The sequence below is a fragment of the Acinetobacter bouvetii DSM 14964 = CIP 107468 genome (assembly GCF_000368865.1).
In the GTDB taxonomy this organism is placed as follows: Bacteria; Pseudomonadota; Gammaproteobacteria; order Pseudomonadales; family Moraxellaceae; genus Acinetobacter; species Acinetobacter bouvetii.
This window is the reverse complement of the sequence record NZ_KB849727.1, coordinates 271278-295070: the sequence shown is the minus strand read 5'-3', so window position 1 is coordinate 295070 and position 23793 is coordinate 271278. Positions and strand designations below refer to the sequence as shown.

Sequence of the window (23793 nt, the reverse complement as noted above, 5' to 3'; positions counted from 1 at the left end):
ATTAATAATTGCTTCTTTATAGATTTCCTAAAGTTAATATAATGCACGTTATACGAAGCTTGAAAGTTGACACTATATCATTGGTTTGTATATTTTTTTTAAATTAAAGCCTGGAAGAATGTCTAGGCTTTTTTAGTTTTATGACAGCAAGCATGTAAATTAAGGCTTGATCTAAAGCTAACATTAGGTTTTATAGTTAGAGCTAAATGAATAGTAAAGATATGAATACATGAATAGCTCTGGTAAGAATTTTTTGATCTATGGTGTTAGTAAGGGGCTTGGTAAGGCAATTATTCAATCAATACCTGAATCCAGTGACGTTGTTTATGGAGTATCTCGCTCTGCGCCTATTAAAATGGCCAACCTGAACTGGATAGAAGCGGATCTGTCATCTAGCGAGGCTTCTGTTCATAAGATAAAAGAAGTCATAAACAATAATAAAATAGATGTTTTGATTTATAACGTTGGTATTTGGGAAACAAATGCTTTTACAGAGGATTATGATTTTGAAAAAATATCATCATTAGAAATCAATCAAATGATAAATACTAATATCAGTACTTGCATACAATCACTGCAAGCTCTACTCAATAATTTAAAGGCCTCTGATAATGCTAAAGTTATTCTAATAGGTTCTACATGGGGAGTAGAAAATCACAATGGAAAAGAGCTCATCTTTTCTGCAACAAAATTTGCATTAAGAGGAATTGCGGAATCTTTAAGGGAAATATTACGTAATGACCTGATAGGTGTAAGTATTTTAAATTTAGGATATTTAGCTACAGAGTACGAAATAGATATTCCCGTAGATCAAGTTTTAAAAGAAACAGATCATTTTCTAATTCCTCTAGCAGATGTAATACAAGCTATTAAGTTTATTATTTCTACCTCTAACGGAACCTGTGTTAAAGAGATTTTAATGCCAGCGATGAAAGATACAAATGTTTAATTTTTCTAAAATTAACCTAATATACCTTATACGAAATGCTTGAACTTGATTTATAAGCATCAATATCTTATGTGAAACCATGATAGGGTTCAGCGCACTATCATGGTTTCTTTGTGATTGATTTACGTTAAATGAGTAAAATTCAATCAAATTCATAAAAACAAAACTGTAGAGCTAATGAGTAAAACTAAAGCAATGATTGTTAGGTAGCTAGCTAGTTTATTTAATTTTTCGCCTTCTGTTTTCTTACTAAAAAGTTTTGATAGCGGGTAATTCTTAACAGGTAATTGGCACCATGGATACCAAAAGCATAGAAAGCCTAAAGTTTTCAGGATGCCTTGTAAATTCACTGATTCAAGTAAAGCTATCAAGCTAGTTGTAACGCAGAACAACCCTAGAAAAAATCCAAACCAAGATTTGATCAGGCGGGTGTCGTTAAAGTTTGTTGATAAATCGGTCATATTATATTTTATAAAGTGTTATTAAGAATCATTATTAATAATATCAGATTAGCTATGTTTCTGAAAAATAATTATTATCTAGATGGTTAGGCATTTGGTTATATCTCTTGTAACTCTAGTTTGTTTGTATTTTCACTTAACCTTCAGCGACTAGTCATTAAGACATTGGTTCAGGATTTTGCATAAGTAAAGCGCCGTGGCGCTTTACTTCATTTCATATTCTCTGAATTTAAATAATCTTCTAATACAGTTCAACGAGACAATGATGCATGCTTTTCCTCTAAGGCTTGTTGTTCTGAACTTGTATTTTTGTTCAAGCAGTATTTGATTTGTGCAATATAGTGTGATGGCTAACTACAATGTCAGCTATTATAACTGTCAATATTTTCCCTTTTTCAATGGTCCATAAACCTGTTAAAGAAATTCTAGAAGGATGGGAACTCTGCAACCGTTGCAGATATGACATTCATGTATTCATTATAGATGCGCTGGGCATCAAATCCACATGAGCGATACCAAATAGAGGACCGCCTAAATTTGAATAAGTATACAAATTTTGAAATAATTTAATTAAAATAAATTTGTATACAGTACAAATCCTAAAAGCACCAATTCACTACATTGCCGTACAACTTTAAAAAGTTCATAAGGTATTGTATTTACAAGGTAATATAGTTAAATGCAATGCTTTCCAATCCAGTCCAAGCTTGGTGGATTCTATTTTTTCTACTACGCGATTGTTGGCACATTCATGCCATTTTGGAATTTGTATTTAGAAGATCAAGGGTTTAACTATCAAGAAATCGGCATTCTTTCTTCAATTGCTATTATTACCCGTTTTTTTGCGCCGTTCATTTGGGGCTGGATAGCTGACAAATCAGGCAAGCGCATGCTGCTGGTGCGCTTTGCAACATGGATGGAATGCTGTATTTGGCTATTGATTTTTGTCATTCCAAACAGTTTTCAATCTATCGCCTTTTTGATGCTGATTTTCAGCTTTTTTCAAAATGCGATTTTAGCTCAATTTGAAGGAGTGACTTTATTTTGGCTGGGTGAGAAACGTACTGAGCTTTATGGCAAGGTCAGAAAATGGGGATCAATTGGTTTTATAGCGGGTGTATTTTGCATTGGCGCGCTGCTCGAAATTATTCAAATTTCCTGGCTGCCCATCCTGCTGCTTTGCATAGCGTCATTGGCATTTCTATGGTCTTTTTGCATTAAAGAACCGACTTCTGCGCCTCATTCACAAAAACAGCTGGAGCCTTTATGGCCCATTTTAAAAAGGCCTGTCGTGGCTTGTTTTTTTATCATTGAATTTGTGCTGCTTTTTTCACATGCGCCTTTTTATAGTTTTTACAGCAATTATTTACATCAAATGGGCTATTCAATGGGGCAGATCGGCATGCTTTGGTCTGTTGGGGTCATTGCTGAAATTATCATGTTTACATTTGCCAATGTATTTTTAACCCGGTTTTCATGGCGGGCATTGATATGTTTATGCTTGATTCTAACCGGGTTCCGCTGGGTTATTGTGGGATTATATCCTCATGAATTTGCATGGCAGTTTGTTGGGCAAACCATCCATGCTTTCAGTTTTGGTTTATTTCATATGATTGCAATGCGTATTATTTTCCAAAATTTTTCTGCAGGGCAGCAAGGCCGAGGCCAAGCTTTATATAGCACCATGTGGGGCTTAGGTGTCGCAAGCGGCAGTGTGCTTGCGGGGCATTATTGGAGCCTGCTTTCAGGTCAAGTGGTTTTTTTGCTGGCAGGCGCTTCCACATTGGCAGGCTTATGTTTTACAGCTGGATTGCCGAAGAAAATACAGGTGAATTAAAGCTGGCAACTTGATTACGGCCCTGTTTTTTAGCTTGATACAGGGCATTGTCGGCATTATTGATCAGATTCTGCAAGGTTTTCTGTTCTGTAAAATTATGATGCATGATGCCGATACTGACAGTAATGTGCAGTGGCGCCTTGTTATGGATGCTAATTGGAGAGTTCTCTGTAATCGCGCGAATGCGTTCTGCAATCGCACGAGCTTCTTGCAATTGCACGTTTTGCAGAAAAATTACAAACTCTTCACCCCCGATTCGGGCAAACAAGTCATTATTGCGTAGATTGTGCTGCACAATTCTTGCGAAATGCTGCAGAACGAGATCACCAGCATAGTGCCCATGCTGATCATTCAGATTTTTAAAATGATCAATATCCAGCATAATAATTGAAAATGGATGACGCTTCGCATTTTGCATCAGCAGCTCACTTTGCTGAAAAAAATACCGGCGCGTCATTGCGAGAGTTAGGCTGTCATGGTTGGCTAAATACAGAACCTGCTTGAACAGCTCATGACGGTTTTGACTGATAATGCATAGGATCAGCGGCGCTAAACTTAACATGAATAAGCCAATCCGCACGGAAATTGACGTGGACAGATATGCGCTGGATGATTCTGACAGATAGAATTGATTCAAGCTGTGGTAGGTTGCCAGCAGTACTGCAAAGTTAATGACTGCTACCGAAAATAGCCTATACGTCAGCGCCGCCCAAATTAAGGCGGCAAGCGGGTAGAGAAGCGCTCCAGGACCCGCTAGAAAATATGTCATAAGCACGCAAATAAAAATCGCAATGAGCGGAAAAATATGACTGAGCGGATATTGCTTATGTCTTCTTTCGTGAAATGCAAGCTTAAGTTCGCTCAGAGTCGGCATGGACAAAATTAAAGGGATAATTAAAATTGCATTAACCAATTCGCCGGTCCACCACATTCCAAAATCTATCCAAAAACGGTCGGCAGACATAAAGGTATTGGGCACATGCGGTATGGTAAATACGGCAAATGCGGCGCCAGCTAAACAGCCGGCAAATGCGCAAATGGCAAACAAATATAAAAAGGTAAAACCTTTATTATAATTGCGGTAATTGATTTGAAAGTAATTGATAAAAAATAAGGAGACAGAGACGTTGAGTAAGTTTGAAAGAGACAGAAAAAAAGTCAGATCAAAACCATTTCCAGTCAGCAGGTCTGCCGTCATATAGGCGGTAAATGCGCCAATCCAGCCCCCAGCATTATTCAGCTGCGGGAAGCGCAAAAAAATGGCCAATAAAGCAGCATTAGCCGGCCAAAAGAAGGCAAGGAAAGAAAGAGGGCGAGTCAAAATCCCGAGAAGGCAGCACAGAAAAACGGTGATTGCAATAATGGCAAATGCCTTGCCTTGTTGGGTCATGGGCACGGATGAATAATCTGGGTTATACAAGTAGACGCATCTCTTCCTGAAAATAGCCTAAGCTTTTGGTATTCTTAGACTAAAGTTTAATCAACTGGATTATTTTAATCGATAAATTGCCGATGAATGTGAAGAAATTATGGAAATTGTAAGTTTCTTTTGAAAAATAATGAAGTGCATTATCTAAATCAGCGGGAGGCTGCGCTGCCTGAAAATGATTGTTATAAAATGGTGATAAATGAATGTTTTTTAAAAAAATGTGGTAATTTATAGCACATGGTTTATATGACTGAATAAACGTATGAAAAAAACATATTTAACAGTTTTACTTATGCTGTTTGCTTCTGGCGCAATTGCTGCAGACAATAAAAAATTACCGCAAAATCAAACTGCGGATGATCAGGTTCAAGAAAGTACGGCAACAAATTACCGCGTGACGACACGTCCAGAAATTGTCGGCCTATGGGGGATGGAAATTCCCAATAACCGCAAGTGCCGAGAATATTATAATTTTAAAAGCAATAATGAGGTTGTGATTAAAAGCGGTGCGGAATGGTCAACGGGCGTATATGATTATCAGCCTTCACAGGATCAAGGCCTGCAATTGCCTGCGCTTATTTTACAAGTGAAATATGACAATAACGAGGTTGACTGCTCTGGCAATCAGTCTGATCAAACGGGTGAGATTTCACAGTATTTTGTGCAGTGGCAAAATCCCAGCACAATTAGCTTCTGTTCTAATGAAAAAGCAGAACAGTGCTTCGCAACACTGCGCCGGGTACTGCCTTAATTAATTTAAAAATTGAAAAATAAAAAACCGCTCATTGAGCGGTTTTTTATTTCATTCAGACTTATGCTTTGTCTTCATGGCCTTCAACTTGTTTCAGCAAATGCTTCTCCAGATAGTGGATGTCCATTGCTTGTTTCGTGAAGTTTTTGTCTTCTAAGATCAAATCTTTATGAAGCGGAATATTGGTTTTAATACCCGTTAGGATCATCTCTTCCAGCGCTTGCTTCATGCGGGCAATTGATGTTTCACGGTCTTTGCCGTGAGCAATCAGTTTGGCAATCATTGAGTCGTAGTACGGTGGAATGCTGTAGCCCTGATAAATATGAGAGTCTAAGCGAATGCCTGCACCGCCTGGTGCGTAAAAATGCTCGATTTTACCCGGTGATGGCATAAAGGTGGTTGGATCTTCTGCGTTAATACGGCATTCAATCGCATGGCCTTTACACACCACATCTTCTTGCTGAATATCCAGCCCAAGGCCGCCCGCAATGCGAAGCTGCTGTTCAATAATATCTACACCTGTCACCATTTCAGTGACTGGATGCTCTACCTGAACACGGGTATTCATTTCAATAAAGAAGAATTCACCATCTTCGAATAAAAATTCGAATGTGCCTGCGCCGCGGTATTGCATTAATTTACATGCATTTACGCAAGCTTCTAAAATATCTGCGCGCGCTTGTTCCGGCAAACCGGGAGCTGGAGCTTCTTCCAATACTTTTTGATGGCGGCGCTGCAAAGAGCAGTCACGGTCAAAAAGATGGATAGCATGGCCATTGCCGTCACCCAGAACCTGAACTTCAACATGGCGTGGCTTCTGCAGGAAACGCTCCATATAGACCGTATCATCGCCAAACCACATTTCTGCATCACGCTGCGCCGCTTGAACAGATTCAAGCAGGGTATCTACACGTTCTACAATCCGCATGCCGCGTCCGCCGCCGCCTGATGCCGCTTTAACAATCAGCGGGAAGCCGATTTCTTTTGCTTCAGCAAGGGCATTGTGAATGGTGACAGCATGGTCGCAGCCTGGAACCGTTGGGACACCGGCTTTTTTCATGGCAATAATGGCAGAAACTTTATTCCCCATTAAGCGGATGTGTTCTGGGCGCGGGCCGATAAAGATAAAACCTGAGTTTTCTACAATTTCAGCAAATTCCGCATTTTCAGATAAAAAGCCATAGCCGGGGTGAATAGCGTCTGCGCCTGTGATTTCCGCTGCGGTAATAATCGCAGGAATATTCAGATAGCTTTCGCTGCTTGCACCAGGTCCAATGCATACGGCTTCATCGCAGAAGCGCAAATGCATCAGGTCTTTATCTGCATCGGAATAAATCCCTACGGTTTTTATTCCTAAAGTTTTGCAGGCCCGAGTGATACGCAGCGCGATTTCACCACGGTTTGCAATTAAAACTTTTTGCAACATTATTTTTCCCCGAGGTCTTAGGCGCGGTAGCGGAACAATGGTTGACCGAATTGGATGACATCACCGTTTTTCACTAAAATTTCTTCAACCACACCGCTTTGAGTTGCTTCAATTGGGTTCATGATTTTCATTGCTTCAATAATGCCAAGTGTTTCACCAGCTGAAACTGTTTGACCTACTTTAACAAAGGTTGCTTCACCTGGGCTTGGCGCAGCATAGAACACACCCACCATTGGTGAAGTTTCTACTGCACCGCGAGGTGTTTTGGCAGCAGGCGCTGCCGCAGCTGCAGGCGCGGGCATTGCAGGAACTGCTGCCGCTACAACTGGACTGCGACGAGTCAAAGCAATCGATTGGTCGCCTTCTTTAACTTCTATCGCCTGTAAGTCAGATTCAATCATCAAATCGATGAGTTTCTTGATTTTACGGATATCCATGAGACAGTATTCCTAATTTTAAGATTGTAAAGATGGCTGGATTTTGTCGATAGCATAGTCAAGTGCGGCTGCATAGCCTTTTGCACCTAAACCGCAAATTACGCCAACGGCTTTATCCGACAAATATGAATGATGGCGGAATGCTTCGCGCGCATGCACATTGGATAAGTGAATTTCAATAAACGGGATGGCTACACCCAGCAGGGCATCCCGGACTGCCACAGAAGTGTGTGTCAATGCTGCTGGATTAATAATGATGAATTGCACGCCGTCGATCTGTGCTTGATGAATACGGTCGACAATTGCACCTTCCCAGTTGCTCTGGAACGTATCGAGTGAAATTGATGCATTTTGCGCTTGTGCAATGAGCTGCTGATTTATATCCTCAAGGGTGAGATAGCCATAAACTTCTGGTTCTCGCTTTCCCAGCAAATTTAGATTCGGTCCGTGAATGACCAATATGGTCGAACTCATTCAGCTTGCTCCAATTGAAAGTTGCAAAAATACTTTGCAAGATATCTGCAAAGTTTGCTTATTATGGCATGAAATTCCACATTTCTTTTATAATTTCTTTGAATTGACGTAGAAAGCATCTGCCAGAATTGAACAGTATAATGAGAACTTTGCAAAGAATTGGCAATGTTAAAAGATTACATTTTTTAGAATTATCTGTTTTTTTTTATTGTAAACTGAATTGGCGAAAACTGTTCATATCATTTGTGTAAAGGAAGCAGGTCATCCGACACTTAAAAGTTCTTTCCAGCAGGTTGTATACCGCGGTGAACGGTGCTCTTGCTTCATTCTCCATGTTTGCATTGCAGAGGAATATCCCGTTTGAATGCAGTCCGAACCATATCTATTTCGCATTTTCAATAGAGTATGCATCAGTTGATCCCGCTGCTGAATTTTTGCTAATGGCTGCCATAGATCATAAATGTGATGCTTTTTTTCATGCAATGCGCCAAACATGACGGCAACCTTTACATATTGGGTATTTTCCTTAAATAAAACATCAATTTGATGCAAGCATGCGTGGTTAATCATGAGCAGGTCATCTGTGGCATACTCTAGGCCAACTGCGTGGGAAATACTCTTTTTATAAGGCGGATAAGGGATTTTTTCGTAGAGGGACACATGCAGTGAAGCGCAAAGCTGCTGCTGTTTGGACAGCCTGCTGTGCGCTCGGCCCACGTGAAAGATTACTGCTTGTTTAATGATCTCTTTATCTGTTAAGGGTTTAGCGAAACTCCGCGAAGAAAGAATTTGTTTAGATGGAATGCCGGGGGCATCTAAGGCAATGCAGGATTGACCTTTTAGCTCACGAATGGTGCGGGCTATCAGGACTGAAAACTGTTTCGCCAGGTGGTGTTCATTGGCAAAAGTTAAATCGTAGCAGCTGTGAATGTTATAGCTGTCGAGTTTTTTGCTGATTTTACGTCCAATTCCCCAGATTTCAGATACTGGTGTTTCCATCATTAAACTTTCGACACTGCATAAATCCATTTCAGTCAGGTTGCAGACTGACTCAAATCCGGAATACATCTTGGCAAAATGATTGGCAAGTTTGGCTTGCGTTTTACTGCTGCCAATGCCGATGCAGCAGGGCAGCCCAAGCCCTTGCTGAATGGTTTGGATTAGTCCGCGGCAATAATGCTCCAGTTCAAAAAGGCTGCTGTAACTGGTTAAGCGGATAAAGCATTCATCGATAGAGTAAGGTTCTAAGTCATCGGGGTTGAAATGCTGTTCCAAAATCATAAAAAAACGGCGGGACATATCTGCGTAGAGCGCATAGTTGCTGGAAAAAACCTGTACACCGGCCTGTAATGCGTCTTTTTTGACCTCATGCCAAGGCATTGCCATGCCGATGTTCAGCGCCTTGGCTTCATTGCTGCGCGACACTACACAGCCGTCATTATTGGATAAAACGACGACAGGCTTTCCATTGAGTGAAGGGTTGAAAACCCGCTCACAGCTGACATAGCAGTTGTTGATGTCAATTAAAGCGAAAATTTCGTCAGACATATTGCAGTAGTTTTGAAAAAGTTACAAATTCAAAATAAAGCTTAAATGGATTTTTATCTGAGATCAAACAGTCTGTAAGAAATCAGATGAAAGGTGAAAATTCTGTGAATATTGTGCCTTGAATTGCAGGTGGGATATTTAAGTGAGTGGGTACATATCCGCTTTATTAAAAGGCGGGAAACAGCATTCATTCTGCTGGCAGGGGATGTTAAATCTGTCGAAAAAACAGGCATGTCAAAAGGGGGAAGCAATAAATTCCGGCTGCTGCTGTGTAAAATAATGATTTTTCTTCGGATCACGGTATAGTAAACACTGAAAGAAGCGTTAAAGAACAGTTCATGAGAACGCAAACAGATTACATCGTATAAGAGGGTAAGATGAAAAAGATAATGGGCTTAGCCCTTAGCGCAATGCTGATATCTGGCTGCGCAGCGCTTCCAGAAAGTGAAAATGTAGGAACCCGCGGGCTGCTTCTGTGTGAAGCGAATGAAATATGCCCTGCAGTGCTGGTGAGCTGGAATGAGCAGAAAAAAGATGTTCTGGATATGAAAATCAGCCTGAATAGCGTCAGCCATTACTATGCAATCAAGCATGTCAGCTTCAGCAATGGTCAGAAAACATTAGGCTTTGACCCAGTTGCTGCGACAGAACAGGAAATGATTCTCGGCATGTACCGTTCACGCGCTGAAGTGACTGTTCCAGTTAAGCTGATGGCTGATTTAAAAGTGAAAGGTCAAAAACAAGATCAGTCTATTACCATGAGTTTGGAAACAGACAAAGGCACCATTACCCGCTATGTGCTGAAAAATGGTCAAGAATCATTGCTTTTTCAGCAGTTTAAGCAAGTATATTCAGCGTCATAAGCTATAGCTTATTTATATTTTGACTCAAATAGCGTGATTTAAGCGCCAGAATATCTGGTGCTTTTTTATTGCGGCTCAGATTTAGGCGTGTATATGCATAGCCACTGAAAGTTTAGCGCAGTTTTTTCAGCACGCAGGTGACTACACCCCAAACCAGAAACTGCTCTTCACTTTGAAAGTGGATATCTGGGTATTCAGGGTTTTCGGCCTTAAGCCATATATTCTCTGAGCCATCATCCTGTTTTTCTTTCATTAATCGCTTTACCGTAAACTCATTATTAATCAGCGCTAAAACAATATCGCCATGCTCGGCCGTCAAACTGCGGTCAATTAGGATTTTATCTTCCGCATCAATGCCGGCATTCTTCATGGAAAATGAATTGACCCGCAATACAAAAGTCGTTGCGGGGTTATGTACCAGATATTCATTCAGGTCGATTGATTCTTCCGCATAGTCCTGAGCCGGAGAGGGAAAGCCGGCCGCTACCGACTCCAAAGGTGATGGAATTTGCAGCGCCGTGCGGAATTGAATCGGCATGAATTCGGCTTGAGGACTGCGGTCATCGGCAGGCACAGGCTTGAGCCATTCTTTGATGGCAATAACTTTAGACTCAGGTACGCGCATCACCACCGTTTTTTCCTGATAGTGAGCTTTGCGCCCTGCATTTGTGCGTTTTCCGCCCCGATTTTCCTGTGTAGAATCTTTCATTAAATTGCTCTGTAGTAAATGGGAGGGGTATTTTTTGAAATTGTTACTTTTTCAAAATTTAGCAGAATACACAGTGTATAGAAAGCGCTTTATGTTCTATTCGCTGAATATCATCCAGCTGCAGGCAGAGATTGATTCTGCTGAGTGAAAAATAGCGTCTGTTTTCACACCGAAAATAACTATCTGACATATTGATCGGATACAATGCATTTTTCAAAGCAAAGATGAAAGCCTGAAAACTATGGATAAAGAGCTGATTGAAGAACAAAAACTGGTATGCGAAGAATTTGGCTCTGCATATCTGCCTGTTAAAGAAACGGATGTTGTTGCCATTGCGCTGCAAACCTTAAAGAAAGAGCCGATTGTCGGTTTGCGTAAATTGCCGGATGAAAATAAAGTGTCTTGGTTTATTTATGGCGGTGAGCTGGGCGATGGTGAAGAGTTCTTTGAAATTATCAGCGTAAAAGAATTGGAAAAAGAATTTCCCGATGCACTTCCATATTTAGCGCTGGATACAGGCTACCGTTTTATGATTGATGCGGATGATTATGAAGATGTTTGGAAAGAAGGCGATGAAGCTTAAGCGGAGCGTTTTCCTCTTCTGCAGCGTGATGATGAGCCTTGCTCATGCAGAAGTGCTGACGCAGACAGATTATGATCAGCAAATTCAGCACCACATGCAGATCATTCAGCAAACAAAAGCTGTTTTAGATGAACCGAATTCTAAAGCGGATGCTAACCAGCAAAGCCAAGCTTTTTGCGACCGCTTGAATGCTTATGAGCAGATTGCAAAATTATCGAAAGACAATGCCAATTTAGAAATGGCTTCGATTATGCTGATGGCATCGCAAAGCTTTTTAGACAAGCAAAAAGCGCGTTTAGGCGGTTCAGGCATGACAGCAGAAGTATTTTGTGCGGGAAAAATTAAGCAATAAATCCTTTTGAAAATTCAAATTGTCAGGAAATGACAAGAATTTGGAGAGAAATGATAAGTGGTTCGCATTAATATGGTTATTGTTAGAGAAAATAGTCCGGTATCCCTGGCTGAGCATTTTTTCTTTAATACATCAGGTTAATGTCGTTCCTTGGTAGCCACTGAAAAGTGGCTTTTTTTTGCTCGAATAATAAGCCTGCGCTGTAATTTCAGCTGTGTTGAGTTAAATTTCATGGCTATATCGAAGCATAATCTAATAGCAGGGTTGCTGATGTTTTTGATCTAAGCATGCTGTTGAAGAAATAGACAAATTAAGCCAGTATGCTAAGATGATACCAGCACCATGTGTTTAATTTCAGGAGTTGTTGAATGACAGCTTATACTTCAGTCATCAAAGCAGGCAAGTATGAGGATGATATGATCCCTAAACTTGCAATACATGCATTCCGCCATGCTTTTGAGCGCGCGTGCGCATCATCTGAAGTGGTATATGCTAAGAATCAGCAACTCATGCGCCGTGCACAGAACGGGCAAGAAACAGCTGTAAAGGATTTGTCACAAGCTTATGTCGCTGCGGATCATTTGCCTAAGGTGCTTAAGCGGAAAAAAAATTAGAGAGAACAATATAGCGTATGCCTCGACAGCCTCGCATCAGGATGTTTGCGGGCCCAAATGGTTCCGGAAAAAGCACTGTAAAAGAATATTTATTGCCCCATCATATTGGGGCATATTTAAATGCGGATGAGCTGGAACAGCAGCTTCACCAAACGCAGCGCATTGATTTAATGGCTTACCATCCCTCATTGAAAGCGCTTTCCCTGCTGGATTTTTTAAAGCAGAAAAAGCGTCCGAAAGCAGGTGAATATAAGCCGCTGCTTTCTAAAGAACCTGTTATGCTGGATGAATGGAACATTCAGTTTGATGCCAGTGAAATCGATTCCTATCTCTGCGCCAGAATTATTGACTATATCCGGCTGACATTTTTGGATTTGAAGGTCAGTTTTACCTTTGAAACGGTGATGTCGCATATTTCTAAAGTTGAGTTTTTACAAGAAGCCAAGCGTAAAGGTTACCGGACGTATTTGTATTTTGTGTCTACCGTTGACCCGATGATCAATATTGCCCGCGTAAAATACCGAGTTCAAACAGGCGGACATGGCGTTCCTGAACAGAAAATTATAGAACGCTACCAGCGCAGTATGGACTTGCTGATGCAGGCTGTAGAAGCTGCAGACCGTACTTATATTTTTGATAATTCTGCAGATGGTCAGATTGCATCCTTTATTGCAGAGATCGAATCTGCAGAAATTCTCAAGATGAATCAAAGCCTAAAAATTCTTCCTAAATGGTTTGCAGAAAAAGTTTTGAAAGATTTTGAAGCCTAGACTCGCGATCAAGGATAGAGAAGGTTAATTAAAATTTTAATACTTAAGTAAATCTTAATGGAAAAAGTAAAAGTCTAAAAATCTTCGGGCTTTTATTCAGGCTAATTTTTAAATAATTAGTTTATTTAAATAATCTTTCTTTTAAGGCGCTGTCCGTATCTGATTTTTCAGCATGTTAATGCTGTATTTGAAAGAGATGGCAGCGTTTTTTTGTACGGATATGGATAGTGAGTAAGCTAAAAAGCGATAAATAAAAAAGAAAAAATGCTTGAATTAAGCTGAAGATAACATATTATAAAAACATATATTGTTTTATGGGAAGTGGGCTGTGCATGATTTCATTTTAGCCTTTATAGGTGGCACGCTATTGGGTGCATCTGCAGTGGGATACTTATATGTGCATGGGCGAATTGCTGGAATCAGCGGTTTAATTGGGCAGCTGTTTAATGTTGGCCAGTTGATGCAGCGTCCAGCAGTCTGGTTCTTATTGGGACTGTTTACTGTGCCGTTTATCTATGAATTTTTTGTGCAGCCAGAAATTACCCTCAACGCTAGCCCATGGATGATGATCATTGCAGGCGTGCTGGTTGGTTTTGGCACGCGCTTAGGGTCTGGCTGCACCAGCGGTCACGGCATTTGCGGGATCAGCCGGCTTTCTAAACGCTCTTGGGTTGCAACAGCCGTATTTATGGCGGCAGGCATGATGACTGTTTTTGTGATGCGCCATGTACTTGGAGTTTCAGCATGAGAAATTTTCTGGCATTTCTATTCGGCGGCTTATTTGCCGTAGGTCTGATGGTGTCCGGCATGGCGAATCCTGAAAAAGTTTTGAACTTTTTAGATATTGCTGGCCAATGGGACCCCAGCTTGGCCTTTGTGATGGCTGGTGCAATCTGTGTGGCATTTATTCCATTTCAGCGCGCTGTACGGCATCCTGAAATAAAAACAGTCTATGGCGAAAATATTGAATTGCCTCAAAACACCCATTTAGATGCTAAGCTGATTGCAGGCAGCTGCTTATTTGGTATTGGATGGGGCATCGCTGGAATCTGTCCTGCGCCAAGTTTTACGTTAATTGGCTTAGGTCATTATCAGGCGCTGTATTTTATCGGTGCCATGTTTGCTGGCGTTTGGCTACACCGCATTTGGGCTGGAGGACGTAAATAATGGCAAAGCCTTGGGTACAAGCCTTTTTTGATGACAAGAGCAATACCTACAGCTATGTAGTGACAGATCCGGAAACTCGGAAATGCGCCGTAATCGATAGTGTGCTGGGCTATGATGCCGCATCGGCAACAACTTCAACTGAACAGGCCGAGCAAATACTGGCATTTATTCAGAAAAATAGCCTAAGCGTAGAATGGATTTTAGAAACGCATGTGCATGCTGATCATTTAACTGCTGCTCAATATATCAAAGCGCAAACAGGCGGGAAGACTGCCATCAGCCATAATATTGCATTGGTGCAGCAGACGTTTAGCGCTATTTATAATTTCGACATGAAGTACTTTAATTCAAATCAGATTTTTGATCATCTATTTGAAGATCATGAAGCTTTTAAAATAGGCGGGATGGAGGCTTATAACATGCCAACACCAGGACATACGCCCGCATGCCTAAGCTATGTGATTGGTGACGCCGTATTTGTCGGAGATACTTTATTTATGCCTGATTATGGGACTGCACGATGTGACTTTCCCAAGGGGAGCGCATCGGTTTTATTCGATTCCGTACATCAGCTGTATACGCTGCCAGAGCAAATGAGAGTATTTTTATGCCATGATTATTTGCCGGAAGGGCGGAAAGAATTCCATTGTGAAACAACTATTCAGGCGCAAAAACAAGGCAATATTCATATTCATGAAGGCATTCAAAAGCAAGAATTCATCGAAATGCGCAACCGCCGTGACGCGTCCTTAAGCATGCCAAAATTAATATTGCCAGCGATTCAAATTAATATGGATGCAGGCCGTATGCCAAGACCTGAAGGAAATGGCATCGCTTATTTGAAGCTGCCGCTCAACTATTTTCATTCATAAAATAAGCAAAAGCTGAGTCCATATGATTGAGCTTTTGCCATCCCATAAAAATAGCCTAAGCAAATTTATAAATTAAATAAAAAGGCAATTGATTAAATTCCATCTTAGAATCATCATAAATCATCTTTAAAAGTACCCAAAACCAGTATGATTCTTAATTATGAACTGCATCAAAATACAGTTTCAGAAAAAAATCCCATCGTATTCATTCACGGCTTATTTGGCAGCTTAAGCAACCTTGGCATGCTGGCGCGCGCATTTATGCAAACTCATACGGTCATTCAGCTGGATGTGCGCAATCATGGAAACTCAGGACATTCTTCAGAAATGAACTATGACCTGATGGCGCAGGACGTGATTGAAACAATCAATGCAGCTGGCCTGCAGCGGGTCAGCTTAGTCGGTCATTCAATGGGCGGTAAAATTGCCATGCGCACCGCCAGTTTTGATCCTGACCGTATTGCGCATTTAGCCGTTTTGGATATTGCGCCATTTGCCTATCAGCAGAACCACCATGAACAAATTTTTAAAGCACTTTTCGCAGTAGAGCGGGCTGACATTCAGACACGCCATCAAGCCATTGAAATCATGAAACAGTTTGTATCTGAAGACATGGTCATTCAGTTTTTATTGAAATCTTTTTCTAAAGGCAAATGGCTGTTTAATGTTCCCGCTTTATATGCGCATTATGCCGATATTTTAAGCTGGAACGAACAGTCTTCGTGGTCAAAACCCGCATTATTTTTACGCGGAATAGCATCTCCGTATATCGGAAAAGCTGAATATCTGGATGCAATTGCGCGTCAATTTCCTTTGGCGGAAGTTAAAGGTATTGAAGGTGCAGGGCATTGGCTGCATGCGGAAAAAACGGCAGAAGTTCTGGATCAGCTGCAGCGGTATATAAATAACTGAAAAGGATTAATTACTTAAATTATCTGTTTACGGCGCAGTTGAAAAGCTGCTGGCCTGCAGCTGACCTTCTGATGTCAGCTGCTCGGCCATTTCCCTAGTTTTCTTTAAGCCAGGCATACGGTATTCCGTGTGTCCATAATCTTGAATGGATTTCCAGCGTCCGCCCCAAGTCAAGCCAACGGATTCTGCGACTTGTCCATACAATTGATAACCGCGCATCGCCCAAGGATCCCGCTCTGAAATAACCACTTTTCCATTGCGTTTAAATGCGGCATCTGCGGCTAAGCCAAATTGATGATAGCTTTGATATCCGCGTGCGCGTGTGGTGTTGATATTCAATGCGAGTGAATTCTGACGGTCGGGGCTGCGGTAACCTTCTAAAAGAACCATGTCGTAGCCATGCTGTTCCCGCATAATTTTAAAGACCATCAGCAGCCGCTGCTTATAGCGTGGATTAATTTTATTCCACTTGCGGTCGGCAGAGGCAAAATCTGTATGATGATATTCAAATAGGTTTTCATCAGCTGGATTCATTGCAGCAGATGGGGCAATCTGAGATGCTGAAATAACAGCAGTGCTATTTTCTAATGCAATCGCATTATTTACAGCTTCTTGCACCAAGGCATCATCAACTTCTGGCGGAATGTCCAGCATTTGACCATCCAGCATGGCATAGATTTGCGGATCTGCTTCCTTTAAATAGTCGGCTTCAATGGTAGAAGCGGTAATGGGCCGAGTAAATGCATACAGTAAAATACTGGAAAACAAAAAGAGTCCTGCTATTAAAATCCACCATTGCTGCAAATGCCAGTGAGACTGAATTTGGTCTGGCGATGCGGCTGCATTCAGCTGATGTGCAATTTTTTTTGCATTAAACAGTTTATTTTTGCTGGCTAAAAAGACATTGCTAAAGGCTTGAAAAAGCCAATGCCTGAATTCGTAAGATATCAATAGCGCCATGGTAAAGGTCAGCATAAAAAAACTGCAGGCGATAAGAGCAATCATTGCGCTGCTGCTTGCTCTTTCACCGGCGAAAGTGTTTTTGTTACTGTCATTTGAAGCGAGCCGCGAGGGCTGGGAATTTCGGGGTCACTGGATACCGCTTGCTTTGCGGGTGCCGGTGTATTTTTTTCTGGCGGCGGTGCTTTTGCCATCAACTTGCTTTTTACTGCGGGTAAAGCATTGGATTTTATTGCCGGCTTCACTTTCTGAACAGCTTTAGCGGCCTGAGGCGGGTGAAGCTTTGCTTGTGCAAAGGGGGAATGATGCTGAACTGCGGGTTTTTCATGCTTAAATGCATTCAGTAAATCACCGTCATAAGTTTGGCTAGTTTCTTCTTCTCCAGCTTCATCTGAATGCGGATTTTCTTGTGCAAGTTTATGACTTTGTGAAGAAATAGAGGGATGACGCTGAGTGATTGGTTCTTCTTGCGGAAAGTTTTCCTGAGACATAAGCGCATCATTGGTTTTATGATTAAAATTTATAAACATCAGCCCCGTGGCGCTAATAAGAGCCATGCCGGCAAAGAAGCCGCAAACAGCATAAATAGCAGGATGAAGCGGTTTCTTTTGAGTAGACTGCAGTATGCGTAGATTATTTTTTTTCTCGTTTGCCATTTTATATTGTTCTTATGGTAAATGAATGATGATATAAGCTGGTTCTGCTGGCGCTGTAATCACATTTTGGAACTTTGCAAAAGACTGATTCCCTTGGCTGGAAAGCATAAAATGCAGCGCGGCAAAAGAGCTGAATGCAAAAATCAGCCAAAAAATTAGAATCCAGAAAAATGGCAGTTCACGGTGAATAATATGCTTGATTTGATCGGGCAGCGCGGCAAATGGTGAGAATGAAGCTTTTTTGCCTTTCAAATAGTCAATTTCATCACCTACACGTGAAGCAAGGAGATTTAGGCTTTCAATCGACTCTAAGCGGTATTTGCCATGAAATCCTAACAGCATGCAATAGTGATAGGCTTCAAGCGCGGCCAGACGCTCTTTTCCTTTACTGCGTATCTCATCCATTTTTTCAAAAAAACGGTATCCTGCAAGCTGTGAACCGAATAAGCTCAGCTGCAAAGGGCACATCATCCAGTTGTTCTGCAAGTCAAAAAAACGGGCATTCTGCTGCGTTACAATAGTTTCATCCAATAAGGCGCAATATGCATATTTAGCATCCTGAATATCCTCATTGCTGAATTGCAATTTGCGCGCCTGACTTTCAAAACGGTGCAGCAAAGTTAAAATTTTGTCTCGGAAACTGTCAGCATTGGATGGCACATACTGATTTTTTAGCAAAAAAACAATATAAAAACCGTCATGCATTAAATCGACCAGATTGGCTGTGCTGGCTATTTTTGTTTCAATCGCAGCGGGGGCCATCCCGATGCCAATGTGGCCGTCATCAAACAATGAAGGTGCATTATTCTGTATATTCATCGTAAATTACCCATTCATGGCTGCAATTAATTCAATTGAAATATCTTGGAAGCCGCTCGGAATATAGACACAGATAGTTTCTGAATCCAGCATCCGCTGGTACAGATCATTGTTTGGCTCTATCTCAAAATAGCTGACCCCGGATCGGACGGGAATTGCCGTCGGCACTTGCATTAAATGCTGTAATGGAATGGCAGGCAGCGCGGCAACAACACGCTGTTCAACATCAACGGTATTGCCGACTTTAAAACGCAATGGAACATAGGAAATGAGATCATGTGCCGGCATTACACCGCTGGAAACTGCCAGATAAAAACGGGTATCGCGGGTGATTTTGTCTGATTCCAAACTGCCAATCCAATAGGATGGGCGAGCTTCTTTTAAGGCAATGCTGATGTAGCGGTTGGAAATAATGGTATCCAGCAAATCACGTAGAATCAGGTCTAAACTGCTGAAGCTTTCTTCTAAGTGATCATGCTGATACTGCGGCAATTGATCTACTTCATAGGCGGTTGAAAAGGTCAGTAAAGAACCGCTCAAACGGAGCAATTCAAAAAAAAGCCGTTCAGGATGAATATGCGGATACTGCAGTAAATGGTTTAAGGCCGCATGGGCTGTATTCAGGGCATTCACCAGCCAAAAAGAAACGATATCACCTGAGCGAAATTCAATCAGTTTCTGCTCGTTTTCTCGATTGTTTGCCTGAATGGCTTTAATCTTAGCTTTAATGACATTTAATGTGCGTTTCAGGCTGGAAATGAGCGACTCGCTGGATTCGATATGCAGGATAGGCGGAATAAATTTGGTATCCAGTACAAAACTGCCTGAACTTTGGCGCTTAATCCGTCCAATAGGCAGATACAAAAAGCCATCCAGCTGATGCGGCTCATGATTCAGTTCAAAAAGCTTGAATTCAGCACGGCGCCGCAGCATTGTAATTTCAGCGCTGCTCGCATCGGTAAATAAATCATGCGTTTCAATTAAATGTGAATGATATCTGCTGGATTGGCTATTTTCAGACTCAAAGCTGACGTTCTTTCTATTTGGCTGCAAGATAGGTAAAGCTAAGTAAATATGCATTTCGCCTTTTAGGTTCAGCACATCCAGCATAATCGGCTCAGGCAGCAAATCTTGGGCTGGCGCTTGGTAAATTTCCCCATCTTGCCAAATCATTTCGATTTGGCTTAAAGCTAAAATATGGGTGTCAAGCTGAGATTCATCAAATTGAAAAGACCGGATGCCGTAAGCAAAAGGAATAGTTGCGCGAACCGTTTGGTTTAACCGCTGTTCATGATAGGCATCCTGCAGCTGAAAATGCTGCGGACGCAAGAATAGGCCTTCGCCCCATAATATTTTCTCTGCTTTAAACATTTCAATTACCAATTACTGTCTGTTTCATTATTTGAGTCATGGGTATTTGCCTGCACACCCAAAAGTTCATGTACGCTTTCTAAAGGCTTTTCATTTTTTAAAACCTGAGCCAGCCATTCATGCAGCGGCATATGGCTCCACTTAATGGTTTTTTGCAGCAGATAGCTCACAGGGCTGTGCGGTTCATTGGCTTGAAAATAGTCTGCAATTTCCTGCAGCACGAGCATGGCCTGTGCACGGTTTGCCAAATGATTTTGCAGCTGCGGCTGAAAGGACTGCTGATGATTCATATGCTGGACAGTGTGATTTGCAGAAAATTCAGCATGATTCACTGGCTCCGGTGCTGTGTTGGCAGATTCAGCAGATGAACTGTAAAAAGCATCCGCTTTATAAATTTTCTTTATAGTCATATGGATTGTTTCAATTTGAGAATCGATGGATGCAAAACTTGGCGCATCTAGCCCCATTAAGCTGTCCAACGTCTCTTTCAGCAGCTGCCATTGACTGATAATGTCCAAAAACTGCTGAAAATTCTGATATTGAACCGATTTAGAAGTATTGAACAAAGCCTGCTCAAATTGCTCTAGATAATTTGCAGTTTCTTCATTGAGACCATCCTTAGCATTCATTTTCAGTCTTTGATTTTGCTGATGCCGCATACTGTCATAATCTGAAAGGGTATATGCTGCTGGCGTGCTGACAACAGGAATGCCTTTCAATAAAGCCGGCAGCAGATTGATAAATCCTTGAAGCAAGCCGATACGCTGATCTAAATCATTTTCTTCAATTTCAGGATGCAATAGGTCCCAATACGCATTCAAGCTCCGATGCGTCAGTTCAAGCGCTTTGGCAATGCCATCAAAGCCATACAGATGGGGCCACGCTTCCAAAAGCCAGGTCAACAGGCGGAGATCTTTGGTTTTCTCGGTCAATAATTCTGTTGATTTGGCATGAATAAAAGCCCAATCGGCCTGCTTTGGCTCAGAAATCCAGTCGCCTTGTTCGAGTAAAGGGTCATCTTGAGTTTTCGCTTTTTTAATCGCATGAAACTCATTGGAAAAAGAGCAATCTATGCCGCAGGGGCGGCTCTCTGAAATGGGCTGCAATAAATGGTCGAGTTCTAAACTCATATTCTGCCTTTCTTGTTAAAATTAAGTTTCTAATGCTTTTGATTTTTTTGTTTTCTGCTTTTTAGCCATTTGATTTTTAGGATCAAGCGCATAATGAATTTCATCATTTTTGACACTGATTTCAATCAAACGCGGAACTTTTTGCTCACTCATCGCCATTAAAATTTCTGTCGCCAGCGCTGGAAGAACAGATGAGTTTAAAATGTTATCAACATTTCTGGCGCCACTGTCTATTTCAGTACAGCGTTTCAGCAGCAATTCAATGAGGTCATCTTTGTAAATAATTTCGGTTTGATATTGTTTTTTAATTCGGGCGGTAATTTTGCCCAATTTTTGCTGAATAATTCGAATCAGTAAATCATCATGGAGCGGGAAATAAGGCACAATGCGCATGCGTCCTAAAAAAGCCGGTTTAAACTGCTTGTACAATGCGGGTTTAAGCTGATCAATCAGTTCTTCCGCAGCTGGCCATTTATCAACTGGCGTATTCAGGCAAGCCTGCATAATAGATCCTGAACCCGCATTCGAGGTCAAAAGAATCGTGGTGTTTTTAAAATCGATCAGGCGTCCTTCACCATCCTCCAATACGCCTTTATCAAAAACTTGATAGAACAGTTCCTGCACATCATTGTGGGCTTTTTCAATTTCATCTAAAAGTACAACACTGTATGGATTGCGGCGTACCGCTTCAGTTAAAACCCCGCCTTGCCCATAGCCCACATAGCCAGGGGGAGCCCCTTTTAATGAAGATACGGTATGCGCCTCTTGATACTCAGACATGTTGACTGTGATTAAGTGGGATTCACCGCCATACAATTCATTAGCCAATGCCAAGGCAGTTTCAGTTTTACCGACGCCGCTCGGGCCTGCCAGCATAAACACTCCCTGCGGTTTATTGGGGTCTTCTAATTTGGCTTTTGAGGTTTTTATGCCTTGCGCCAATTGATGCAAGGCATACTTCTGTCCCATGACACGCTGGCCAAGCTTTTCTTCTAAACAGAGAATGTGCTTAATTTCATCGTTAACCATTTTCCCGACAGGAATACCAGTCCAGTCCGAGATAATCTCATTAATAATGTGCGCATTTACCCGTTCAAAAACTAAAGGGGATTGGCCTTGCAAATCAGCCAGCTGCTGGCGCAATACAGTGACTTCGCCATTATGGTTCTGTTCGGAATCTTGCTGCAAACGATGAATTTGCTGGACTAAACCCAGCTCTTGCTTCCATTTAAGTTCCGTTTGGGTAATTTCTTCATTTAAGCTGGTGATGGTTTTTGCCAATTTGTCTAAACGTTCATGATGAATCGGCATATTTTTGTGTTCTTGAATTAAAATGTTTTGCTGCAGTTTCAGGTTATGCAGCTGCGCGTAAAGCTGATCCAGCTGAACAGGAGCTGCATTTTGCGTCAGCGCAACGCGGGCTGCTGCAGTATCCAAAACACTGATGGCTTTATCAGGCAGTTGCCGGCCAGTAATATAGCGGTGTGAAGCATGCACAGCATTGACAATCGCTTCATCATCAATGTACAGATTAAAATGATCTGCCATGACGGGAATCATCGCGCGCAGCATATCTATGGCGACTGCTTCAGTTGGCTCTTCAACTTTTACGACCTCAAAACGGCGGCTCAAGGCTGCATCTTTTTCAAAATATTGTTTATATTCTGCCCAAGTGGTCGCGGCAATGGTGCGCAATTCACCCCGCGCTAAAGCGGGTTTCAGCAAATTGGCTGCATCATTTTGTCCAGCTTGACCGCCTGCGCCGATCAGAGTATGCGCTTCATCAATAAATAATATAATGGGATGGCTTGAGGATTGAACCTCCTGAATCACTTGTTTTAAACGATTTTCAAATTCACCTTTAACGCTGGCGCCGGCCTGCAGCAGCCCCATGTCCAATGCATGCAGCTGAACATTTTTAAGCGCATCGGGCACTTGATTTTGAGAAATTTTAAGGGCCAAGCCTTCGACAACGGCAGTTTTGCCGACACCAGGATCACCCGTTAAAATAGGATTATTTTGGCGGCGGCGCATTAAAATATCCAGCATTAAGCGGATTTCAAATTCACGGCCAATGACTGGATCTATGCTGCCATTTTTAGCTTTTTCAGTTAAATTAATAGTGTATTGATCTAAAGCTGGCGTTTTGACGGCAGTGGCGGCATCAGGATCGGCTTCGGCTGTGGAAGGCCCTTTTTTTTGCTGCTGCGGCTGATGCTGGTTTTCACTGCTGCTTTGACATAAATCTATAAATGTGTGCTTTATGGTATCAATGGGGAACAGATCAAAAAGCGATGATGCGCGGGCAGCAATTTGATATAAGTCCTGAGCCGTCAGCAGGGCTGTGATTAAATGGCCACTGCGTATTATTGGATCCTGTTCAGCGGATGCCAGCAGCCAGGCTTGTTCCAGCAATCGGACAATCGACTTGGCAAAAATTGGTGTCCGGGTATTGCCTTTTGGCAATAGGGCGATGCTTTCCGTTAAGTCGCGGACGAGGTCATCTTTTGGAATATTATATTTATTGATTAAAATTTGAATGTCATTGCCGTTTTTTTGCAACAGCAGCTCTAATAAAAAATGTTCAATTTCAATTTCATAATTTTGCTGTGATATGCAGGTATTGGCTGATTTTTCAAGTGATAAGCGTGATTGTGCTGATAATTTTGTAATTAAAATTTTTAAATTATTCATAGATATCTC

Annotated in this window: 25 protein-coding genes; 12 read left to right on the top strand and 13 right to left on the bottom strand. The window is 41.7% G+C overall.

The genetic code is table 11. The features are described from left to right. Window positions 1-229: 229 nt before the first annotated feature. Window positions 230-949 (top strand): SDR family NAD(P)-dependent oxidoreductase, encoded by a 720-nt coding sequence (locus F941_RS08375; RefSeq protein ID WP_005010090.1) that lies wholly within the window; start codon window positions 230-232, stop codon window positions 947-949. A 152-nt stretch (window positions 950-1101) separates the two neighbouring features. On the opposite strand, the gene F941_RS16375 is transcribed toward F941_RS08375, so the two are convergent. Next, the gene (locus tag F941_RS16375; RefSeq protein WP_005010089.1) at window positions 1102-1410 is read right to left on the bottom strand and encodes a hypothetical protein; all 309 of its coding nucleotides are present in this window, start codon (window positions 1408-1410) and stop codon (window positions 1102-1104) included. Window positions 1411-2089: 679 nt separating this feature from the next. Here F941_RS16375 and F941_RS08370 point away from each other — a divergent pair. Then, entirely contained in the window at window positions 2090-3247 is a 1158-nt protein-coding gene (locus F941_RS08370) for an MFS transporter (protein ID WP_005010088.1), read from the top strand. On the opposite strand, the gene F941_RS08365 is transcribed toward F941_RS08370, so the two are convergent. After that, window positions 3210-4637 carry a GGDEF domain-containing protein gene (locus tag F941_RS08365; protein ID WP_005010087.1) on the bottom strand — a complete coding sequence of 476 codons (1428 nt, stop codon included), beginning with the start codon at window positions 4635-4637 and terminating at the stop codon, window positions 3210-3212. The two genes, F941_RS08370 and F941_RS08365, sit on opposite strands and share 38 nt — an antisense overlap. Before the next feature lie 301 nt (window positions 4638-4938). On the opposite strand from F941_RS08365, the gene F941_RS08360 reads away from it, so the two are divergent. Then, window positions 4939-5427, top strand: a complete 489-nt coding sequence (locus tag F941_RS08360) for a hypothetical protein (protein WP_005010086.1) — start codon at window positions 4939-4941, stop codon at window positions 5425-5427. A gap of 61 nt (window positions 5428-5488) precedes the next feature. Here F941_RS08360 and accC read toward each other — a convergent pair whose 3' ends face one another. The 4 genes from accC to F941_RS08340 form a co-directional block, all read right to left on the bottom strand. After that, entirely contained in the window at window positions 5489-6853 is a 1365-nt protein-coding gene (accC, locus tag F941_RS08355; protein WP_005010084.1) for an acetyl-CoA carboxylase biotin carboxylase subunit, read from the bottom strand. A 17-nt stretch (window positions 6854-6870) separates the two neighbouring features. Continuing rightward, window positions 6871-7290 carry an acetyl-CoA carboxylase biotin carboxyl carrier protein gene (accB, locus tag F941_RS08350; RefSeq protein WP_005010083.1) on the bottom strand — a complete coding sequence of 140 codons (420 nt, stop codon included), beginning with the start codon at window positions 7288-7290 and terminating at the stop codon, window positions 6871-6873. Between the two features lie 18 nt (window positions 7291-7308). Continuing rightward, entirely contained in the window at window positions 7309-7764 is a 456-nt protein-coding gene (gene aroQ / locus F941_RS08345) for a type II 3-dehydroquinate dehydratase (RefSeq protein WP_005010082.1), read from the bottom strand. A gap of 261 nt (window positions 7765-8025) precedes the next feature. After that, a complete protein-coding gene (locus tag F941_RS08340) occupies window positions 8026-9312 on the bottom strand; it encodes a Y-family DNA polymerase (protein WP_005010081.1) in 1287 nt (428 codons plus the stop codon). A 377-nt stretch (window positions 9313-9689) separates the two neighbouring features. Between F941_RS08340 and F941_RS08335 the strand changes: the two genes are divergently transcribed. Further along, window positions 9690-10175, top strand: coding sequence for a hypothetical protein (locus F941_RS08335; protein ID WP_005010079.1), 486 nt, complete (start codon window positions 9690-9692; stop codon window positions 10173-10175). Between the two features lie 112 nt (window positions 10176-10287). Here the strand turns inward: F941_RS08335 and F941_RS08330 are convergent, their stop codons facing one another. Next, on the bottom strand, window positions 10288-10884 hold the full coding sequence (locus F941_RS08330; RefSeq protein WP_005010073.1) for a LexA family protein: 597 nt from the start codon (window positions 10882-10884) through the stop codon (window positions 10288-10290). A gap of 241 nt (window positions 10885-11125) precedes the next feature. Between F941_RS08330 and F941_RS08325 the strand changes: the two genes are divergently transcribed. The 8 genes from F941_RS08325 to F941_RS08290 all read left to right on the top strand — a co-directional run bounded on the left by F941_RS08325 (window position 11126) and on the right by F941_RS08290 (window position 16154). Continuing rightward, on the top strand, window positions 11126-11467 hold the full coding sequence (locus F941_RS08325; protein WP_005010072.1) for an immunity protein Imm33 domain-containing protein: 342 nt from the start codon (window positions 11126-11128) through the stop codon (window positions 11465-11467). Next, complete coding sequence (locus F941_RS08320; protein WP_005010071.1) at window positions 11457-11819, top strand: hypothetical protein; 363 nt, start codon at window positions 11457-11459, stop codon at window positions 11817-11819. Before F941_RS08325 ends, F941_RS08320 begins: the two co-directional genes overlap by 11 nt. Before the next feature lie 368 nt (window positions 11820-12187). Next, window positions 12188-12433, top strand: a complete 246-nt coding sequence (locus F941_RS08315) for a hypothetical protein (protein ID WP_005010070.1) — start codon at window positions 12188-12190, stop codon at window positions 12431-12433. A gap of 41 nt (window positions 12434-12474) precedes the next feature. Then, a complete protein-coding gene (locus F941_RS08310) occupies window positions 12475-13203 on the top strand; it encodes an ATPase (RefSeq protein ID WP_018572534.1) in 729 nt (242 codons plus the stop codon). A gap of 328 nt (window positions 13204-13531) precedes the next feature. Then, window positions 13532-13951 (top strand): YeeE/YedE family protein, encoded by a 420-nt coding sequence (locus tag F941_RS08305; protein ID WP_005010054.1) that lies wholly within the window; start codon window positions 13532-13534, stop codon window positions 13949-13951. Continuing rightward, the gene (locus tag F941_RS08300; protein WP_005010053.1) at window positions 13948-14370 is read left to right on the top strand and encodes a DUF6691 family protein; all 423 of its coding nucleotides are present in this window, start codon (window positions 13948-13950) and stop codon (window positions 14368-14370) included. Before F941_RS08305 ends, F941_RS08300 begins: the two co-directional genes overlap by 4 nt. Continuing rightward, complete coding sequence (locus F941_RS08295) at window positions 14370-15242, top strand: MBL fold metallo-hydrolase (protein ID WP_005010052.1); 873 nt, start codon at window positions 14370-14372, stop codon at window positions 15240-15242. Before F941_RS08300 ends, F941_RS08295 begins: the two co-directional genes overlap by 1 nt. 147 nt (window positions 15243-15389) lie before the next feature. Continuing rightward, entirely contained in the window at window positions 15390-16154 is a 765-nt protein-coding gene (locus tag F941_RS08290) for an alpha/beta fold hydrolase (RefSeq protein WP_005010048.1), read from the top strand. 27 nt (window positions 16155-16181) lie between these two features. On the opposite strand, the gene F941_RS08285 is transcribed toward F941_RS08290, so the two are convergent. The 6 genes from F941_RS08285 to tssH all read right to left on the bottom strand — a co-directional run bounded on the left by F941_RS08285 (window position 16182) and on the right by tssH (window position 23784). Continuing rightward, window positions 16182-17159, bottom strand: a complete 978-nt coding sequence (locus tag F941_RS08285) for a M15 family metallopeptidase (protein WP_005010037.1) — start codon at window positions 17157-17159, stop codon at window positions 16182-16184. Next, complete coding sequence (locus F941_RS08280) at window positions 17156-17605, bottom strand: hypothetical protein (RefSeq protein WP_228128314.1); 450 nt, start codon at window positions 17603-17605, stop codon at window positions 17156-17158. Before F941_RS08280 ends, F941_RS08285 begins: the two co-directional genes overlap by 4 nt. A 177-nt stretch (window positions 17606-17782) precedes the next feature. Beyond that, window positions 17783-18589: a type IVB secretion system protein IcmH/DotU gene (gene icmH / locus F941_RS08275; protein ID WP_005010030.1), complete on the bottom strand. Its 807-nt coding sequence runs from the start codon at window positions 18587-18589 to the stop codon at window positions 17783-17785. A 6-nt stretch (window positions 18590-18595) separates the two neighbouring features. Further along, on the bottom strand, window positions 18596-19960 hold the full coding sequence (tssK, locus tag F941_RS08270; protein ID WP_005010028.1) for a type VI secretion system baseplate subunit TssK: 1365 nt from the start codon (window positions 19958-19960) through the stop codon (window positions 18596-18598). A 5-nt stretch (window positions 19961-19965) separates the two neighbouring features. Beyond that, window positions 19966-21090 carry a type VI secretion system protein TssA gene (gene tssA, locus F941_RS08265; protein WP_005010025.1) on the bottom strand — a complete coding sequence of 375 codons (1125 nt, stop codon included), beginning with the start codon at window positions 21088-21090 and terminating at the stop codon, window positions 19966-19968. Between the two features lie 21 nt (window positions 21091-21111). Next, window positions 21112-23784: a type VI secretion system ATPase TssH gene (gene tssH / locus F941_RS08260; RefSeq protein WP_005010023.1), complete on the bottom strand. Its 2673-nt coding sequence runs from the start codon at window positions 23782-23784 to the stop codon at window positions 21112-21114. Window positions 23785-23793 lie beyond the last annotated feature (9 nt).

Coding starts and splice junctions, on each gene's coding strand:
- F941_RS08375 (WP_005010090.1), top strand. CDS start 230: ATGAATAGCTCTGGTAAGAATTTTTTGATCTATGGTGTTAGTAAGGGG.
- F941_RS16375 (WP_005010089.1), bottom strand. CDS start 1,410: ATGACCGATTTATCAACAAACTTTAACGACACCCGCCTGATCAAATCT.
- F941_RS08370 (WP_005010088.1), top strand. CDS start 2,090: ATGCAATGCTTTCCAATCCAGTCCAAGCTTGGTGGATTCTATTTTTTC.
- F941_RS08365 (WP_005010087.1), bottom strand. CDS start 4,637: ATGACCCAACAAGGCAAGGCATTTGCCATTATTGCAATCACCGTTTTT.
- F941_RS08360 (WP_005010086.1), top strand. CDS start 4,939: ATGAAAAAAACATATTTAACAGTTTTACTTATGCTGTTTGCTTCTGGC.
- accC (WP_005010084.1), bottom strand. CDS start 6,853: ATGTTGCAAAAAGTTTTAATTGCAAACCGTGGTGAAATCGCGCTGCGT.
- accB (WP_005010083.1), bottom strand. CDS start 7,290: ATGGATATCCGTAAAATCAAGAAACTCATCGATTTGATGATTGAATCT.
- aroQ (WP_005010082.1), bottom strand. CDS start 7,764: ATGAGTTCGACCATATTGGTCATTCACGGACCGAATCTAAATTTGCTG.
- F941_RS08340 (WP_005010081.1), bottom strand. CDS start 9,312: ATGTCTGACGAAATTTTCGCTTTAATTGACATCAACAACTGCTATGTC.
- F941_RS08335 (WP_005010079.1), top strand. CDS start 9,690: ATGAAAAAGATAATGGGCTTAGCCCTTAGCGCAATGCTGATATCTGGC.
- F941_RS08330 (WP_005010073.1), bottom strand. CDS start 10,884: ATGAAAGATTCTACACAGGAAAATCGGGGCGGAAAACGCACAAATGCA.
- F941_RS08325 (WP_005010072.1), top strand. CDS start 11,126: ATGGATAAAGAGCTGATTGAAGAACAAAAACTGGTATGCGAAGAATTT.
- F941_RS08320 (WP_005010071.1), top strand. CDS start 11,457: ATGAAGCTTAAGCGGAGCGTTTTCCTCTTCTGCAGCGTGATGATGAGC.
- F941_RS08315 (WP_005010070.1), top strand. CDS start 12,188: ATGACAGCTTATACTTCAGTCATCAAAGCAGGCAAGTATGAGGATGAT.
- F941_RS08310 (WP_018572534.1), top strand. CDS start 12,475: ATGTTTGCGGGCCCAAATGGTTCCGGAAAAAGCACTGTAAAAGAATAT.
- F941_RS08300 (WP_005010053.1), top strand. CDS start 13,948: ATGAGAAATTTTCTGGCATTTCTATTCGGCGGCTTATTTGCCGTAGGT.
- F941_RS08295 (WP_005010052.1), top strand. CDS start 14,370: ATGGCAAAGCCTTGGGTACAAGCCTTTTTTGATGACAAGAGCAATACC.
- F941_RS08290 (WP_005010048.1), top strand. CDS start 15,390: ATGATTCTTAATTATGAACTGCATCAAAATACAGTTTCAGAAAAAAAT.
- F941_RS08285 (WP_005010037.1), bottom strand. CDS start 17,159: ATGATTGCTCTTATCGCCTGCAGTTTTTTTATGCTGACCTTTACCATG.
- F941_RS08280 (WP_228128314.1), bottom strand. CDS start 17,605: ATGTCTCAGGAAAACTTTCCGCAAGAAGAACCAATCACTCAGCGTCAT.
- icmH (WP_005010030.1), bottom strand. CDS start 18,589: ATGAATATACAGAATAATGCACCTTCATTGTTTGATGACGGCCACATT.
- tssK (WP_005010028.1), bottom strand. CDS start 19,960: ATGTTTAAAGCAGAGAAAATATTATGGGGCGAAGGCCTATTCTTGCGT.
- tssA (WP_005010025.1), bottom strand. CDS start 21,090: ATGAGTTTAGAACTCGACCATTTATTGCAGCCCATTTCAGAGAGCCGC.
- tssH (WP_005010023.1), bottom strand. CDS start 23,784: ATGAATAATTTAAAAATTTTAATTACAAAATTATCAGCACAATCACGC.